At 62.7% G+C, this 15,878-nt stretch carries 13 protein-coding genes; 10 read left to right on the forward strand and 3 right to left on the reverse strand.

The features are described from left to right. Window positions 1-12: 12 nt before the first annotated feature. The 4 genes from AC0L24_RS11710 to AC0L24_RS11725 all read left to right on the forward strand — a co-directional run bounded on the left by AC0L24_RS11710 (window position 13) and on the right by AC0L24_RS11725 (window position 4,496). Window positions 13-1,344 (forward strand): UDP-glucose dehydrogenase family protein, encoded by a 1,332-nt coding sequence (locus tag AC0L24_RS11710; protein ID WP_127808144.1) that lies wholly within the window; start codon window positions 13-15, stop codon window positions 1,342-1,344. Window positions 1,345-1,436: 92 nt separating this feature from the next. Then, entirely contained in the window at window positions 1,437-2,879 is a 1,443-nt protein-coding gene (locus tag AC0L24_RS11715; protein WP_127808143.1) for a GMC oxidoreductase, read from the forward strand. Window positions 2,880-2,892: 13 nt separating this feature from the next. Further along, a complete protein-coding gene (locus AC0L24_RS11720; RefSeq protein ID WP_127267655.1) occupies window positions 2,893-3,342 on the forward strand; it encodes a hypothetical protein in 450 nt (149 codons plus the stop codon). A gap of 74 nt (window positions 3,343-3,416) precedes the next feature. Beyond that, entirely contained in the window at window positions 3,417-4,496 is a 1,080-nt protein-coding gene (locus AC0L24_RS11725) for a glycosyltransferase (protein WP_127267654.1), read from the forward strand. An 18-nt stretch (window positions 4,497-4,514) separates the two neighbouring features. On the opposite strand, the gene AC0L24_RS11730 is transcribed toward AC0L24_RS11725, so the two are convergent. Together AC0L24_RS11730 and AC0L24_RS11735 are read right to left on the reverse strand one after the other, a co-directional pair. Beyond that, window positions 4,515-5,537 carry a phosphoribosyltransferase family protein gene (locus AC0L24_RS11730; RefSeq protein ID WP_473563727.1) on the reverse strand — a complete coding sequence of 341 codons (1,023 nt, stop codon included), beginning with the start codon at window positions 5,535-5,537 and terminating at the stop codon, window positions 4,515-4,517. Window positions 5,538-5,589: 52 nt separating this feature from the next. After that, a complete protein-coding gene (locus AC0L24_RS11735) occupies window positions 5,590-7,086 on the reverse strand; it encodes a lipopolysaccharide biosynthesis protein (protein ID WP_473563728.1) in 1,497 nt (498 codons plus the stop codon). A gap of 185 nt (window positions 7,087-7,271) precedes the next feature. On the opposite strand from AC0L24_RS11735, the gene AC0L24_RS11740 reads away from it, so the two are divergent. The 6 genes from AC0L24_RS11740 to AC0L24_RS11765 all read left to right on the forward strand — a co-directional run bounded on the left by AC0L24_RS11740 (window position 7,272) and on the right by AC0L24_RS11765 (window position 14,972). Then, entirely contained in the window at window positions 7,272-8,444 is a 1,173-nt protein-coding gene (locus tag AC0L24_RS11740) for a glycosyltransferase (RefSeq protein ID WP_127808141.1), read from the forward strand. A gap of 40 nt (window positions 8,445-8,484) precedes the next feature. Further along, window positions 8,485-9,480 (forward strand): glycosyltransferase family 2 protein, encoded by a 996-nt coding sequence (locus AC0L24_RS11745; protein WP_127808140.1) that lies wholly within the window; start codon window positions 8,485-8,487, stop codon window positions 9,478-9,480. Next, window positions 9,480-10,430: a glycosyltransferase family 2 protein gene (locus AC0L24_RS11750; RefSeq protein ID WP_127321007.1), complete on the forward strand. Its 951-nt coding sequence runs from the start codon at window positions 9,480-9,482 to the stop codon at window positions 10,428-10,430. The genes AC0L24_RS11745 and AC0L24_RS11750 overlap by 1 nt, the downstream gene beginning before the upstream one ends. Then, on the forward strand, window positions 10,420-11,388 hold the full coding sequence (locus AC0L24_RS11755; protein ID WP_127808139.1) for a glycosyltransferase family 2 protein: 969 nt from the start codon (window positions 10,420-10,422) through the stop codon (window positions 11,386-11,388). The genes AC0L24_RS11750 and AC0L24_RS11755 overlap by 11 nt, the downstream gene beginning before the upstream one ends. Before the next feature lie 74 nt (window positions 11,389-11,462). Continuing rightward, entirely contained in the window at window positions 11,463-12,359 is an 897-nt protein-coding gene (locus tag AC0L24_RS11760) for a UTP--glucose-1-phosphate uridylyltransferase (protein WP_127269746.1), read from the forward strand. Window positions 12,360-12,584: 225 nt separating this feature from the next. After that, on the forward strand, window positions 12,585-14,972 hold the full coding sequence (locus AC0L24_RS11765; RefSeq protein WP_473563729.1) for a polysaccharide biosynthesis tyrosine autokinase: 2,388 nt from the start codon (window positions 12,585-12,587) through the stop codon (window positions 14,970-14,972). Between the two features lie 76 nt (window positions 14,973-15,048). On the opposite strand, the gene AC0L24_RS11770 is transcribed toward AC0L24_RS11765, so the two are convergent. Next, a complete protein-coding gene (locus tag AC0L24_RS11770) occupies window positions 15,049-15,807 on the reverse strand; it encodes a metallophosphoesterase family protein (RefSeq protein ID WP_127395428.1) in 759 nt (252 codons plus the stop codon). Between the last annotated feature and the right edge of the window lie 71 nt (window positions 15,808-15,878).

A 15,878-nucleotide genomic window follows, 5' to 3' on the forward strand; every position in this document is an offset into this window, starting at 1 on the left:
GAATGAAACCGAATGAATTTGACGGTGTTTGGAATTGGCTATGTCGGCCTCGTGCAGGCTGCGGTCCTTGCCGAAGTCGGGCACCAGGTGGTGTGCGTCGACATCGACGGCGCCAAGGTCGAGCGGCTCAACCAGGGCCTGGTTCCCATTTTCGAACCCGGTTTGGAAAACCTCGTTAAGGAAAACCATGCCGCCGGCCGCATCAAGTTCACCACCGATGCCGCCGCCGCTGTCAGGCATGGCGAGATCCAGATGATCGCGGTCGGCACGCCGCCGGGCGAGGACGGCTCGGCCGATCTCAAATATGTGCTGGCCGTCGCTGAGACCATCGGCCGCGAAATGGACAAACCCAAGATCGTCGTCGGCAAGTCTACGGTGCCGGTCGGCACCTGCGAAAAGGTGAAGGCCAGGATTGCCGACACGTTGAAGAAAAGAGGCCGCGAGGACCTGGCTTTCGATGTCGCTTCGAATCCCGAGTTCCTCAAGGAGGGGTCCGCGGTCGCCGATTGCATGAAGCCGGACCGCATCATCGTCGGCACCGACAGCGAGGACACCGAGGCTGTGATGCGCGAACTCTACGCGCCGTTCAACCGCAACCACGAGAAGATGATCGTGATGGACGTGCGAAGCGCCGAATTCACCAAATATGCCGCCAACTGTATGCTGGCGACCAAGATCAGCTTCATGAACGAGATGGCCAATTTGGCCGAACAGCTCGGCGCCGACATCGAGGAGGTCCGCAAGGGCATCGGCAGCGATCCCCGCATCGGCTACCATTTCATCTATCCGGGTCTGGGTTATGGCGGTTCGTGCTTCCCCAAGGACGTGCGGGCGCTGATCAAGACCGCCGAAGGCGTCAAATTCGACGCCAAGCTGCTGCGCGCCGTCGAGGAGCGCAACAACGCACAGAAATCGGTTCTCTTCGACAAGGTGGACCGCTATTTCAAGGGCAACCTCAAAGGCAAGACCTTTGCGCTCTGGGGCCTGGCCTTCAAGCCCAACACCGACGACATGCGTGAGGCGCCGGCGCGCGTCCTGATGGAAGCGCTCTGGAAGGCCGGCGCCAATGTGCAGGCCTATGATCCCGAGGCGATGCAGGAATGCCAGGCCATCTACGGGTTGCGCGACGACCTGCTTCTGTGCGGCACTAAGGAGGCAGCGCTGCGCGGTGCCGATGCGCTGCTGATCGCCACGGAATGGAAGAGCTTTCGCGCGCCGTCCTTCGACGCGGTAAAGGATGCGCTGATTACGCCGGTCATCTTCGACGGCCGCAACCTCTATGACCCCAAGGTCATCGCCCGCCACGGCATCGAATATCACTCGATCGGCAGAATGGCGGCATGAGACTAGGCCCTGGCAGACGGATGCAATACCGGTCCGCACATGGCCTGCGGGCGCTGGGACTGAGCGCGTATTTCTGTGTGGAGTTGTAGCCGATGGTGCTGGACGTAAAGCCGGAGCAAATCACCAAGGATCATTTCGATCTCGTAGCCATCGGTTCCGGCTTCGGTTCGGCCTTCTTCCTGCACGAGTTCGCCAAGCGCCGAAAGGCACGCATTCTGGTGCTGGAGTGGGGGCGCCACAACACCCATGAATGGCAGCTCGAGCAGAACGTCAACACCGACATCGAAGACGAAACGACCTACAAGACCAATTCCAACAAGCCGTGGAACTACACGATCGGACTGGGTGGCGGGACGAACTGCTGGTTCGCGCAGACGCCAAGATTTCATCCCAATGATTTCCGGCTGAAAAGCACCTACGGTATCGGCAATGACTGGCCGATCAGCTATGACGACGTCGAGCCGTTCTATTGCGACGCGGAAGACATCATGTCGATCTCCGGCGATCCCGACATGGCGGCGATGCTGCCCCGCTCGAAGCCGTTTCCGCAACCGCCGCATCGCATGTCGACACCGGACAGGGTGATGAAGGCGGCGCAGCCCGGCCAGCACTTTGTCATGCCAACCGCGCGGGCGCGGCTGCCGACATCACAACGCACCTCGTGCTGTGCCAATCTGCGTTGCTGGCTGTGCCCGGTCGACGCCAAATTCACCGTCAACAACGGGTTGATGCACGTCTTCGAGCATCCCGACGTCTCGGTCTGCCTCGGTGCGGAAGTCCGCCGGCTCGATCACGTCGGCGGCGCTGTCCGTTCGGTCACGTTCCGCCATGACGGCAAGGAATACCAGGTCAGCGGCGATCTCTTCATTCTCGGCGCCAATGCCATCCAGAGCGCGGCGATCATGCTGCGATCCGGCCTGGGCGGCGAATTCGTCGGCAGCGGCCTGCATGAATCCTACGGCTGGAATTTCGAGGTCTATCTGGACGGCGTCGACAATTTCGATGGCAGCACCATCACCACCGGCCTGAATTTCGGCCTCTATGATGGTCCTCACCGATCGGAGCATGCGGCGGCACTGGTCTATTTCGAGAACCGCTGGCAGCACGGACTGCGTGCCGAAAAAGGGCGGCTACGCCAGGCGCTGCCGCTTGTCGTGGTCACCGAGGACTTGCTCGATCCCGAGAACTTCGTCACGCTTGACGAGGATGAGAATGCCTTCGTCAGCTTCAAGGCGCCATCGGACTATGCGGTGAAGGGCATGGCGCGCGCTCTGGAGAAATTGCCTGGCCTTCTGGCGCCGCTGCCGGTCGAAAAGCTCTTCGACCGCGGCATTCGGCCGAGCGAATCGCACGTCCAGGGCACGCTGAGGATGGGTACGGGCCCAGCCGATTCGGTCATCGACAGCGGCATGATCCACCACCAGCTCAGAAATCTGGTCGTCGTCGGCACCAGCACCTATCCGAGCTGCTCCTGCGCCAACCCGAGCCTGACCGCGGCAGCGCTGTCCTTGCGGGCGGCGAGCCGGATCGCGTGAAAGGAGGTATCGCATGATCGAGATTTCCAGACGCTCGGCCCTGGCCGTCATGGCTGGCGGAGTGGTTTCGACAGGGGTCGCCTACGCCGCCGTTTCCTCGTTCTCGGACGAGGATCTGGTGCGCGTCACGCTGGAAAAATACCTTGGCAAGTTGAACATCCGCATCGAGCATCTGCAGCAGTTCGTGCTGGCGTTCCGCAACAGGAATCCGTGGAACTTTCCAAGCGAAAAACTAAGCGACGCCGTCACGCTGGTGGAGGAACTCAAATTGGGCGCAGCACGCCGCCTGCTGCCCGAGCGAAAGCGGGAAGATCTAGTGCATTTCGACCGCTGGGTGGTCGCCGAATTCCATATGCTGACGGACTATGCCTGGCGCAGTTCGCCCAACGACCCGATCCGATTTACCGGCTGGCAATCGTGTACCAATCCCTTCGCCAATCTGGAGCCGCCGAAACTTGCCTGACGTCGAAAGCGAGGCGGCGGACTTTGCCTGTTGTCTCCGAGCAAGGAATACGAGATGCGACAAGGAGCCCGATCATGAAAGTTCTCTTTGCAGGCGGCAACGGCTACCCGCCCGAGTTCAGCGGCGGCGTTCAGTCGAGCACGCATCATCTGGCCGAACAGCTGATCGAGCACGGTCATGAAGCCGCTGTGCTCGCCGCCCTGTTCGGTGATGGTGTCTTCGGCTTCAAGGCGCGCGCCAAGATGAAGCTGCTGCGGCAGCCGGCGGTTGTCGACAGCTATCCCGGCTATCCGGTGGTGCGGGCCTGGTTTCCCTGGGAAGCAGCGGGCTATGCCGTCGACAGGCTGAAGCCCGATGTCGCCGTGGTCCAGTGTCACAAATCGGTTCCGATCGGCAAGGCGCTGCAGGCGGAGGGCGTGCCTCTGGTCGTCTATCTCCGCAATGTCGAGTTCCATGAACTGGGCGGCGATCTGCGCGAATTGCATTCCGCGCTTTACATCGCCAATTCTGACTTCACCGCACGTACTTACAGACAGGAGTTCGGCATCGAGGCGGTGGTGATCCCGCCAACCATCAACCCGGCGCACTACTCGACGCCGACGACGGGCCAGTTCGTCACGCTGATCAACCCTTATGAGGAAAAGGGGTTCGAGCTCGCGGTGCGGATCGCCGGCGCCTGCCGCGAAATTCCATTCCTGTTCGTCGAAAGCTGGAAGCTCGACGACGATCACCGGGCGCGGATCGAGCAGACGATCGCTCCCTTGGGCAATGTCGTCCTGGAGAGCCGCACCAGCGACATGAAGACGGTCTACGGCCGCACGAAGATCCTGCTTGCTCCCAGCAAGTGGGAAGAGGCCTGGGGCCGCGTCGCGTCGGAGGCCCATTGCAGCGGAATCCCCGTTGTCGGCTCGCGGCGCGGCGGTCTGCCCGAAGCGATTGGCTCCGGTGGCGTGGTGCTGGATTATGATGCACCGCTGGCCGACTGGGTCGCGGCCGTCAGGCGGCTGTGGAACGACAATCAGGAATATGACCGGCTTTCCAGCCTCGCCCGCAGCTTCGCCGGGCGCCCGGAACTCGATCCCGATCGCCAGTTCATCACCTTCTTCTCGATACTGGACAGGGCCATGCAGCAACGCGCGCGGCAGGCGGCCTGACGGCGCCGCCTGAGCAGGTCAGGCCGGGCGTTTGACCCGGCTTTTCAGCGTCTCGTAGCCGCGGGCGCCAAGCAGCGCGCGGGCAATGGTCTTGGCGGCGCTTTTGCGGCCCTCTTGCGACTTGATCTGCCGCAGCCTTGCCGGCAGGTTTCTGGCCGCCTGGCTAAGTGCCGGCAGCGACAGCGTGTTGGGAAAGCTGACCATATGCGTTTCGACGCACAGCACCGGCTTGCCTGACAGTTCGGTGATCCTCAGCGCCTGTTCGTGCTCGCTCTCGATGAACAGGATGGCATCGGATTTGCGGTAGAAATCGGCCTTGAAACTGCCATGCGCGCCGAGCCGTTGCCGTTCCGCCTTGCTCGGCAGATCGAGCATGATCAACTGGTCGTATTTGATCTCATGCTTGGCGAGCCATGCCTCGGTGAGCGCGCGGTATTTCTCCAGCCGGCTGGTGACCAGCCAGCCGATCCTGTGGGTCGCGACATGGAGCGGCCGCGCTTCGCTGAGGAATTGTTCATAGGCCGGGCCGTCGTCGTTTTCCGCCTCTGTCGGATCGAGGCACAGCACGCCGTCAATGTCGACGCAGCATTGCGCCAGAAATTTATGATGCATGAAGTTCCACTGGAACATGCGCGGATGCGGCACGACTTCGAAGACGAGGTCGGTTTCCTGGTGCTGGGGCTCAAGGCCGAACACGGCGGCAAAGGTGAACTCCGCCTTGATGCCCGCAGCCTGGATGCGGGCGCGTGCGTCACGCATGGCGTTGCCGCCGGCGACGCTGTCGTCGATCACCAGCACCTTGCGCATCTCGGAAACCTTGCGGTCGAGAGCGGCACGGCGCTTGGTGACGCCAGACGTATAGATACGCCCTTCCAGGAAGCTGTCGAGATCGGTCATCGGGATGTTCGCGGCAAGGCTGACCAGCGTCGCTGCCAAAACGCCGCTTCTCGGCACACCGACCACCAGGTCGATGTCGCGCGGCAGCCGGTGCAGGCCCCTGACGATGGCGTCGTTCATATCGGAGATCGATCGGTAGTGCATGGTTCAGACCTGGTCCTGGAGGAGATGTCGGTAGCAGTCGAAGACGCCCAAATTATTGCGCTTCGCGCGCCGCCGCCGCAGGCAGCCTTGCCGGCAGCATCTTGAGGGCCTCGCGCAAGGCTTCGCGGCCGGAGGCGAATGCCAGTGCGATGACGATGGTGATGAGGTAGGCGAGCACGGCGCCGCTGGCCAGGGCGACGACATGCTGCTGCGGCAGCGCTGGCTTGATGAACCAGATGCCGGCCAGTGCCAGATGGGCGCCAAGCACGAACGGCGTTGCCGCTCGAAGTACATGGTGCGCCTGAAGCGGCCCGCTCTTGCCGACATAGAGCCACAGGAACGGCGTCCGCAGATATTCGCTGATCGCATAGGCGATCGCCACGCCCAGCGCGCCATAGGGCAGGCCGAGCATGAAGGCCAGCACCGACGTCACGGCCGTTATGATGCCCCAGCGCATGAAATCGCCGGAGCGGCCCTGGCTGACGAAAAGCCACCCCGCCGGATTGTTGAGCGGCTGCAGCAGCCCGGCAAAGCCGAGCGCCAGGAAAATCGAGGCGCTTGCGCGCCATTGCTCGCCGAGCACGAAGGGGATCAGCACATCCGACATCGCGGTGGCGAAGGCGACGCCGGGAAGCGCCACCAGCAGGATCAGCGGCATGACGCGCAGATAGGCGCTGCGGTAGCGATCCGGCTCATCCTTCAGCCTCGAAAGCGCCGGAACCATCACCTTCGACAGCGGGTTGGTGATCTGGCTCAGCGGAAACAGAAGCAGCTTGTAGGCGCGGTCATAGAGGCCGAGTTGCGCCTCGCCCCAATATTTGCCGATCAGCACATTGTCGAGGTTGCGGGCAAAGAAATTGGCGAAGTTGAAGCCGGTGATGCCGGCGCCGAAATTAATCAGCTCGCCGATGCCGGCGACCTTGCGCGGCAGGCCCGGACGCCAGCGCGAGCTCGCCCAATAGCAGAGCGTCGGCAGCACGGCACCGGTCAGCGTGCCGGCAAACAGGGCCCAATAGGAGCGATCGATAAAGGTCCAGGCGATCGACACCGCAAGCCCGGCAATGGCGCTGGCGACGTCGACGACGGCCAGCCGGCCGAACTGCATGCGGCGCGTCAAGAGCGCCAGATGCTGGGCGCCCAGCCCATAGGCCATGATCTGCAGCCCGAACGCAGCCACCAGGCCCGTCACGCGCGGCTCGCCGTAAAAGGCGGCAACCAGCGGCGCCGCACCCGCAAGCACGCAAGCCAGGATCGCGCTGACCGCGACGTTGATCCAGAAGAGGTAGTTCACCTCCTCATGCCGGATGCCCGACTTCTGGATCGTCGCCTGGGTCAGGCCGAAATCCTGGAACAGGGCGATAAAGGCAAGCACCGGCGCGCACATCGCCACGACGCCGAAATCCTGTGGCGACAACAACCGCGACAAGACGATGACGGACAGGATCTGTGTCGCGACCCGCACCGATTGCGCCATGGCCGTGACAACCGCGCCGCGCCCAATCGATTTGCGCAAGGAGCCTTCTGGCGGATCGAATGCATTGGCTTCCAAATTCAGGATTCCTGATTTTTTACGTGGATTTCCGAGCCCGAAAATCCACGACCGCCGCCGACCACAAACTACGGCAATAATTTTGCAGTGCAACAGAAAACGTGGACCGCCGCACCAAAAATGTTGCGATGCAGCAAGACCTGTACTAGCATTCCCTCGGGTGGGCCAACAGCGGTCGAGTTTTTATGCTGCATGTCTTGTACCTTGTGCACGACGTTTCCGACCCGGCGGTGCGCCGGCGGATCACGATGCTCAGGGCAGGTGGGGCCCAGGTCACTTTGGCCGGCTTCCGTCGCACCGCGAATCCGATTGCGGATATCGAGGGACTGCGCCCGATCGACCTCGGCGCGACGCGTGACGGGCGATTCGGCCAACGCCTCGCGGCCGTGGCCAAAGCAGCCGTTTCGATAGGCTCGAAGCTGGGCGGCATGCCAAAACCGGATATCATCATCGCGCGCAACCTGGAAATGCTGGCGCTTGCCCGCCGCGCCAGGTCAGCCTTCGGTGCATCGGTTCCGATCGTATACGAGTGCCTCGACATTCATCGGCTTGTGCTGCGCAACGATGTCCTGGGCAAGGCGCTGCGCGCCACCGAACGCTTTCTGGCCAGGGATGTGAAGCTGCTGGTGACCAGTTCTCCTGCCTTTATCGCCAATTATTTCAAGCCGTTCGGCCAGGTCGCGGCACCCATCGAGCTGGTCGAAAACAAATATTTCGAGGCCGCGACGATCTTGCCCGGCGCTCCGCAGACTGAAGAGAGCCCGGTCGGTCCGCCATGGCGGATCGGCTGGTTCGGTGCGCTGCGTTGCCGACGCTCACTCGAGTTGCTGGCCGATTTCTCCCGCCGCATGGAGGGCCGCTTCGAGATCGTGCTGCGCGGACGTCCGGCTTTGTCGGAATTCCCTGACTTTCACGGCTTTGTCGAAGCCGAGCCGTGGCTGTCGTTTCTCGGGCCCTACCGCAATCCGGAAGACATGGCGGCGATCTACAACCATGTCCATTTTTCGTGGGCGATCGATTTCTTCGAGGCGGGGCAGAACTCCGAATGGCTTCTGCCCAACCGGCTCTATGAAGGCTGCCGTTTCGGAGCGGTGCCGATCTCGATGGGCAACACCGAGACCGGGCGGTTCCTCAAACAGCAGGATATCGGCGTGCTGTTGCCGCAGGCGTCGCCCGAAGCGCTCGAAGCCGTGCTCGGCAAGATGGAAGAGCATCGCTTCGCCAGGCTGAAGGAGCGCGTTCTGGCCCGCAATCCGAGGACCTGGAGCTACGATCGCAGCGATTGCCGGGCGCTTGTCGAGCGGCTGCGCAGCCTGACGGCCGTGCCCGGCTCCTTTGCCGCCGAGGCATTGGCATAGGATGGCTAAGGATGGACAGAGGCAAGATGGACAGAGCTTGATGACGCAGACGGACAAACCCTCATCCAGCCTGATCGTCGTTCCGTGCCTGAATGAAGCCGCCCATATCGGTGCGCTGCTCGATCAATTGCGGCCCGCGGCCGCCCGGCTTGGCGCCCGGATCATCGTCGCCGACGGCGGCAGCACCGACGGCACGCTTTCCATCGTCGAGGATGTGATTGCCAAGGACCCGCGGGTTATCCTGCTCCACAACAAGCGGCGCATCCAGAGCGCGGCGATCAATCTCGCCGTCGGTACCTTCGGCGATGGTGTCGACTATCTCATCCGCATCGATGCGCATGGCGGTTATCCCGACGATTATTGCGACCGGCTGGTCGAGGAAGCCTTGGCCACGGGCGCGGATTCGGTTGTCGTTTCGATGCTGACCAGCGGCAGCGGTGCCGTGCAGAAGGCGGCCGCCGCGGCGCAGAACTCCAAGCTCGGCACCGGCGGCTCGAAGCATCGGCATCTTTCGCAGGGACAGTGGATCGATCACGGCCATCATGCACTGATGCGGATATCGGCATTCGGCGCCGTCGGCGGCTACGACGAAGCGTTCAGCCATAACGAGGACGCCGAGCTCGATTATCGCCTGCGCAAGGCGGGCTACAAGATCTGGATGAGTGGCAAGACGCAGATGGTCTACTATCCGCGCGCCTCGCTCTCAGGCCTCTATTTCCAGTATCTCGGCTACGGTCGCGGGCGTGCCAAGAATGTGCTGAAGCACCGCGTCATCCCAAAGATCCGGCAGATGGTGCCGCTGGCGGTCTTCCCGGTGGTTCTTCTTGCGGCCTTCTCCTTCGTGCATTGGATTGCGGCAGTGCCTTTGTTGCTGTGGGTGTCAGTGTGCCTGGGCTACGGACTGGTGACGGCTATCCGCCAGCGCAAGGCTGACGTTGCGCTGGCCGGTGTCTCGGCCATGGTCATGCATCTTGGCTGGTCGGTTGGCTTCTGGCTGCAGCTTCTCGGCCTCGGCTCGCGACGCGGAGTGGCCTGATGGCGGTGTCGGCAAAGAACCGCAGCATCGACATCGGCGTCTGCACGTTCCGCCGGCCGGAGCTGGCTGACACGCTGCGCTCGCTCGACGCGATGGAGATGCCGGCGGGATTCGATATCCGCATTATCGTCGCCGACAATGACGACACCCCGACGGCCCGTGACCTGGTGGCGGCGCTGTCGCGGGAATTGACGGTGCCGATCCACTATCGGCATGCCCCGGCGCGCAACATCTCGATCGCCCGCAATGCCTGCCTCGATGCGAGCACAGCGGATTTCGTCGCCTTCATTGATGACGACGAAACGGCCACGCCTCAATGGCTCGCCGAATTGGTCGCGATGGCGCAGCAAAGCGGTGTCGCCGTCGTGCTCGGCCCGGTCAGGGCGCGCTATCGCCCGGATGCGCCGGACTGGATGCGGCGCGGCGATTTCCATTCGACCTTGCCGGTCTGGGTACGCGGCGAGATCCGCACCGGCTACACCTGCAATGTTCTGCTGCGGATGGGCTCGGACAGCCTGCGCGGCCGCCGCTTCAGCCTGGCGCGTGGCCAGACCGGCGGCGAGGACACCGAATTCTTCGACCAGATGCACAAGGCCGGCGGCCGCATCGCCTTCGCGCCCGAGGCGTGGGTCGACGAGGTGGTGCCGCGCTCAAGGGCGGCATTCGAATGGCTCGGCCGCCGCCGCTTCCGCGTCGGCCAGACGCATGGCCATCTCCTGGGCAGCAGCGCCAGCGGCATCGGCCTGGTCAAGCAGGTCGGCCTGGCCTCGGCAAAGGCCATCTATTGCTTCGCCTCGGCACTTCCGGTCGTCGTCAGTCCAGTCCGCAGGAACCGCAGCGTGCTGCGCGGCATTATGCATGTTGGTGTCGTCAGCGGCCTCGTCGGCATCCGCGAAATTCGCCTCTATGGCCAGCCGTCGCCACAGGAGGGAGGCAAACGTGCAGCCTGACGTCAGCTCTGTCCCGGATGTTTCCTTCGTTATTGCCGCCTACAACGCCGAGGCGACCCTTGATCGGGCGATTGCCAGCGCCATCGCCCAGAAGGGTGTCAGCGTCGAAATCATCGTCGTCGACGACAAGTCGCGCGATGCGACGCTCGACGTGGCGCGGGCCTACCCCGGGGATATCGTCCGTGTCGTCGCCCTGGCCAGCAACCGCGGCCCTGGCGGCGCCAGGAATGCCGGCCTCGACGCCGCCCGCGGCAGATGGATCGCGGTTCTCGATTCCGACGACGCGGTCCTTCCCGGCCGGCTCGCGGCCATGATCGCTCGTGCCGAAAGCGCGGATGCCCAGATCGCCGTCGACAATCTGCAGGTCGTTCGCGAGGATGGCGTCATCGAGGACGCGATGTTTCCGCGGCAGTATCTGGAAGGCTTGCGCGAGATTTCGCTGGCCACCTACATCGCCGGCAACGTCGTCTTCGAATCCAAGTTCAACCTCGGCTACCTCAAGCCGATCTTCCAGCGCGCGTTCCTGAACGAAAACCGGCTTCGCTACGACGAAAAGCTGAGGATCGGCGAAGACTACATCCTGTTTGCCGGCGCCTTGGCCAGGGGCGGAAAATGCGTCGTCGAGCCCGATATCGGCTATGCCTATCATATCCGCAGCGGCTCCATCTCGCGCGTGCTCGAGCTTCACCACGTCGAAGCGATGCGCAGGGCGGATGCCGTGTTCGCTCAAACCCATCGGATGGATGAGGCCGCGCAGGCCGCGTTCGCCCGGCGCGGCCGCAGCCTGCGCAAGGCGGCATCGTTTCTGTCACTGGTACAGCACATCAAGGCGCGGTCCCCGCTCAAGGCGATCCGGACAGCGCTCAGCGACCCGGCGGCGGTCAGGCATATGGGCATGCCGATCGCCGTGCGGTTGCGAAGAATGGCGGCACAATTTGCCGTTGGGGCGGGGAGGTGAAGATGCAGGCACATGGAGGGATTTTTCGTGGCCTGTGAATGGACTGAAGTCGATCTCCTCAGAAGGAATTTGCGATGAAGAAAATCAGGAAGGCCGTGATACCGGTGGCGGGGCTTGGAACAAGATTCCTGCCGGCGACCAAGTCGATGCCAAAGGAAATGCTTCCCGTGGTCGACAGGCCTGTCGTGCAATATGCGGTGGACGAGGCCTTCGAGGCGGGCATCGAGCACATCGTCTTCGTGACCGGCCGCAACAAGGCGGTGATCGAGGACTATTTCGACCTGCATCCGGAATTGATCGGCACCCTGGAGCAGACCGGCAAGAAGACCCAGTTGGAGGCGCTCGAAAGCATGCTGCCTGTGGCCGGTGCCACCAGCTTCATCCGCCAGCAATCGCCGCAAGGCCTCGGCCATGCCGTCTGGTGCGCGCGCGAGGTTATCGGCAATGAGCCCTTCGCCTTGCTGCTGCCGGACATGGTGTCCTTCGGCGGGCGCGGATGCCTCGCCGAAACCGTCGAGCTTTATGAGCGCACGGGCGGCAACGTGATCGCCGTCGAGCGTTGCGAACCGAGCGAGACCAACAAATACGGCATCGTTGGCCGTGGCGCCGAGATCGGTGGCGGTTTCGAGGTGACGGCCATGGTCGAGAAGCCGGCGCCGGCCAATGCGCCGTCGAATTTCTACATCAATGGCCGCTACATCCTGCAGCCCGAGATTTTCGCGCTTCTGGGCAATCAGCAGCGCGGCGCCGGCAACGAGATTCAATTGACGGACGCCATGGTTCGTCTGTCGAAGGATCAGTCGTTCTTCGCCCAGCCTTTTAAGGGTCGCATGTTCGACTGCGGTTCCAAGGAAGGGTTCATCCAGGCCAACATCGCCTTCGCGCTGGCGCGCGACGACATGAAGGGTCCGGTTTTCGAGATGCTTCAGGAGTTCGTCCGGTCGCATGAACGCCAGGAAGAAGCCGCATAATGCCCATCTTTCGGGAGCATGGTCAGATGGCCGGCGAAGAGGGGCCGGCAGGTTCTCGCCGTCTGGCACGACGCTTGCTTCGCTTCTGGCGATGCTCCCGATCTTCGAGGCGCCTGCAAGCCAAGGCATGATCCCGGAAAGTGGGTCCCGGTTTCCGGAAAAGATCATGTTGAAACAGTGAGATAGAGTCCATTGCGATGGACCGGCTCTAGAATTGGACCGAAGATGAATTATGCCAACTTTCCTCTCGACAAGAGGATGCCATTGCCGAATTCGGACGCAGGAGACGGCGAAGACTTCATCGATATCGAGCGGCTGCTTGGCATGGCCGCACGGCAGGCCAAGGTGGTTGCCGTGTGTGCCGTCATCGGTCTCTTCCTGGGCTTGCTCTATTTGCAGACGACGCCGCCTAAATATCAGTCGGTCGCCAGCGTGCTGATCGATGAGGGCTTGAACAAAATCGTCGACGACATTTCGGCGACGTCGACAACCATGCAGACCGATTCGGCGATCCTGAGCCAGATCGAGATCCTGACCTCGACGCGGCTTGCCGCCGTGGTCGTCGACAAGCTGAAGCTCGACCAGAACGACACATTCATGAATCCGCCCCAGTCGGCGCTTGCCCAAGGCATAGGCCTCATCCGCGGCCTGATCCAGTATGTCCGCCCCAACTCTTCCATGCCGGGTGGCACTGACTTCAGCAAGCTCGACCCGGCCGCCCGCGATGCGCTGATCGCCACGTCGCGCCGCGACTACGCGATCCTCAAACTGCAGAACGAGATCCGTGCTGAACGCATCGGGCGAAGCTACGTCATCGCGCTCGGCTATCAGGCGACGGACCCGGCTTTGGCAAACGCGATCACCAAGGCCTACGCCGATGCCTATCTCGCCGATCAGCTCGACGCCAGCTTCGATGCCACCGAGCGGGCTGCGGTCTGGCTCCAGGGCCGGTTGACGGAGCTGCGCCAGAGCTCGCAGGCAGCTTCGCTTGCGGTTGAGAAATTCAGGGCCGAACACGGGCTGGCCGCCAACAGCGATGGCCAGCTGATGAGCGACAAGCAGCTTTCCGACCTCAACGCCCAGCTTATCGTGGCGCAGGCCGACACCGCGCGCGCCAGCGCCCGCTACCAGCAGTACAAAGCCATTGTCGACAGCGGCTCCGAAAACGCCTTCAAGGATGCCGCCATATCGAGCGACCAGCCGAGCAGCTCGGTCATATCGGCGCTCAAGACCCGCTACCTCACGGTGGCCAAGCGTCTGCAGGACGTCGAGGCGAATTTCGGCCCCGAGCACCCGCAGGCGGTGGCTCTCTCCAAGGAGAAGGCCGACATATCGACGCAGATTTTCGGCGAGCTGAAGCAGCTGACCGAAAGCTATCGCAACGAATATGAGGTGGCGCAGGCACGCGAGACCGCGCTCCGGGCCAACGTCGCGGCCGCACAGGGCAAGAGTTCCGTCGACAACCAGACGCAAGTCAAGCTGCGTGAACTCGATCAGCAGGCGACGGCGCTCACCACGCTCTATCAGACATTCCTCGGCCGCTATGAGGAAGCTGCGCAACAGCAATCCTTCCCTGTCGGCAAGATCCGCATCATCTCCGACGCGTCGATGCCGATGGCGGCCTCGAGCCCGCGCACCATCGTCGTGCTCGGACTTTCGCTGGTGCTTGGCCTGCTGATGGGCGCCGGCTTTGGTGGGCTGAACGAGTTCAACGAACGCTTCTTCAGGACCGGCGAGGACGTGCGCGACCGCGTCAACCTGAAATTCCTCGGCTATCTCCCGACGATCGGCGGCAAGCTCGGCAAGGACGAAAAGCCGGGCGAGACCCAGGTAGACGCCAAGACCACCCAATCGCTGTCGGCGGCCGAAAGGCGGGCGCGCATGCGGGTCAGCATCGATTCTCCAGCCTCGATGTTCTCCGAAACGCTGCGCAGCGCCAAGATCGCCTTCGACGTCGTGATGGAAGGGCAAGGCAGCCGCGTCATCGGCGTCATCTCGGTGCTTCCCGGCGAAGGCAAGTCGACGGTCGCGGCAAATCTCGCCGGCTTGCTCGCCGCCAATGGCTCCAAGACGCTGCTGATCGACGGCGACTTGCGCAATCCCGGCCTCAGCCGGGGCCTTGGCATGGAAACCGAGCAGGGCTTGATGGAAGCGGTGGTCAGTGGCCAGACCTGGCAGTCCGTCGGCAAGATCGACAGGCAGACGAAGCTGGCGATCATCCCGGCGTTGCTGCGCGGTCACTTCTCGCATACCAGCGAACTTCTCTCCTCGGCCGGCATGCGACGCTTCATCGAGAACGCCAAGGAGACGTTCGAATACATCGTCGTCGATCTGCCGCCGCTCGGACCGGTGGTCGACGCCAAGGCTTTCGCGCCGTTGGTCGACGGTTTTGTCCTGGTCACCGAGTGGGGGCGCACCCCGCGCGCGATGGTCAGGTCGATGCTGGAATCCGAACCCTATGTCGCCAACAAGATCGTCGGCGCGGTGCTGAACAAGGTCGATTTGAAGAAACTGGCCAAATACGGATCGTTCGGCGGCTCGGAAAAATTCTTTGATAAATATTCGAGCTACTATCTGGAAAAGTCGGAAGTGCGCGGCAAGGCGCCGGTGTGACGTCGACCGTTGCGCGAGTGGACCCTCTCTGAAGTGTATCGATCTTCAGGTCAGCACACCTGAATATCGATGCGCGTCAAGAGAAGATCAGCCTGCCTTGCTTGTCGGCGATCCTGACGGCGGTCAGGCGTCCGCTCTGGAAGGCGGCTGTGTCGATGCCGAGCCGGCGCCCTTCGAGCTTCGGGACGTCCACCGGAGTATGCCCGTGCACCACCCAGCGGTCGAGCAGGTGCGTTGCCTCGAAGAAGTCCGAACGGATGTTGGCCAGGTCGTGGTCGGTTTGCGCCGCAAGGTCGACGCCGGGCCTGATGCCGGCGTGGACGAACACGAACTTCCGCGAACGGACCATGATCGGCAGCCCGCGCAGGAAGCTGACGTGATCATCTGGAATGATCTCCCTTATGCGTCGGTCGATCTGCGCGCTGCTCCCGTAGAGGCTGGCGAGGCGCGCCGGATCGATGCCATAGGAAAACAGGGTTTGCAGGCCGCCCGTCGCCAGCCAGGGCTCGCGGGACAGATTTCCGTCGAGATAGTTCAGCATCGCCACTTCGTGGTTGCCGGCAAGACAAATGCGCTGAAACCCTTTCGGCGGCGGCGCCAGGAGGTGATCCAGCACCCGCGCCGACTGAAGCCCCCGGTCGATGTAGTCGCCAAGCATGACGATGATCTTGCGGCTCTGGAAGCGAAGCGAATCGAGCAGGATCTTCTGCTCCAGGGCACGGAGTTCCTTGTAGCAGCCATGCACGTCACCGATCGCATAGACGACGGCGTCCTGCATGTCGATATCGAGGCGCGCACGCGCCGCGATGCGGGGTTTTCGCTGGAACAGGTTCACGTGCAGGGCGTCTCGAGGCAAGCTCTCATACGGAAGGCATAAGTGCCTGTTATCATGCCCGAAACGGAGAA

The sequence above is a fragment of the Mesorhizobium sp. WSM4809 genome, assembly GCF_055811655.1.

Excerpts from the sequence above, each read along its gene's own strand:
- AC0L24_RS11760 (WP_127269746.1), top strand. The coding sequence starts at position 11,463 with ATGAAGAAAATCAGGAAGGCCGTGATACCGGTGGCGGGGCTTGGAACA.
- AC0L24_RS11740 (WP_127808141.1), top strand. The coding sequence starts at position 7,272 with ATGCTGCATGTCTTGTACCTTGTGCACGACGTTTCCGACCCGGCGGTG.
- AC0L24_RS11715 (WP_127808143.1), top strand. The coding sequence starts at position 1,437 with ATGGTGCTGGACGTAAAGCCGGAGCAAATCACCAAGGATCATTTCGAT.
- AC0L24_RS11765 (WP_473563729.1), top strand. The coding sequence starts at position 12,585 with ATGAATTATGCCAACTTTCCTCTCGACAAGAGGATGCCATTGCCGAAT.
- AC0L24_RS11750 (WP_127321007.1), top strand. The coding sequence starts at position 9,480 with ATGGCGGTGTCGGCAAAGAACCGCAGCATCGACATCGGCGTCTGCACG.
- AC0L24_RS11725 (WP_127267654.1), top strand. The coding sequence starts at position 3,417 with ATGAAAGTTCTCTTTGCAGGCGGCAACGGCTACCCGCCCGAGTTCAGC.
- AC0L24_RS11745 (WP_127808140.1), top strand. The coding sequence starts at position 8,485 with ATGACGCAGACGGACAAACCCTCATCCAGCCTGATCGTCGTTCCGTGC.
- AC0L24_RS11710 (WP_127808144.1), top strand. The coding sequence starts at position 13 with ATGAATTTGACGGTGTTTGGAATTGGCTATGTCGGCCTCGTGCAGGCT.
- AC0L24_RS11730 (WP_473563727.1), bottom strand. The coding sequence starts at position 5,537 with ATGCACTACCGATCGATCTCCGATATGAACGACGCCATCGTCAGGGGC.
- AC0L24_RS11720 (WP_127267655.1), top strand. The coding sequence starts at position 2,893 with ATGATCGAGATTTCCAGACGCTCGGCCCTGGCCGTCATGGCTGGCGGA.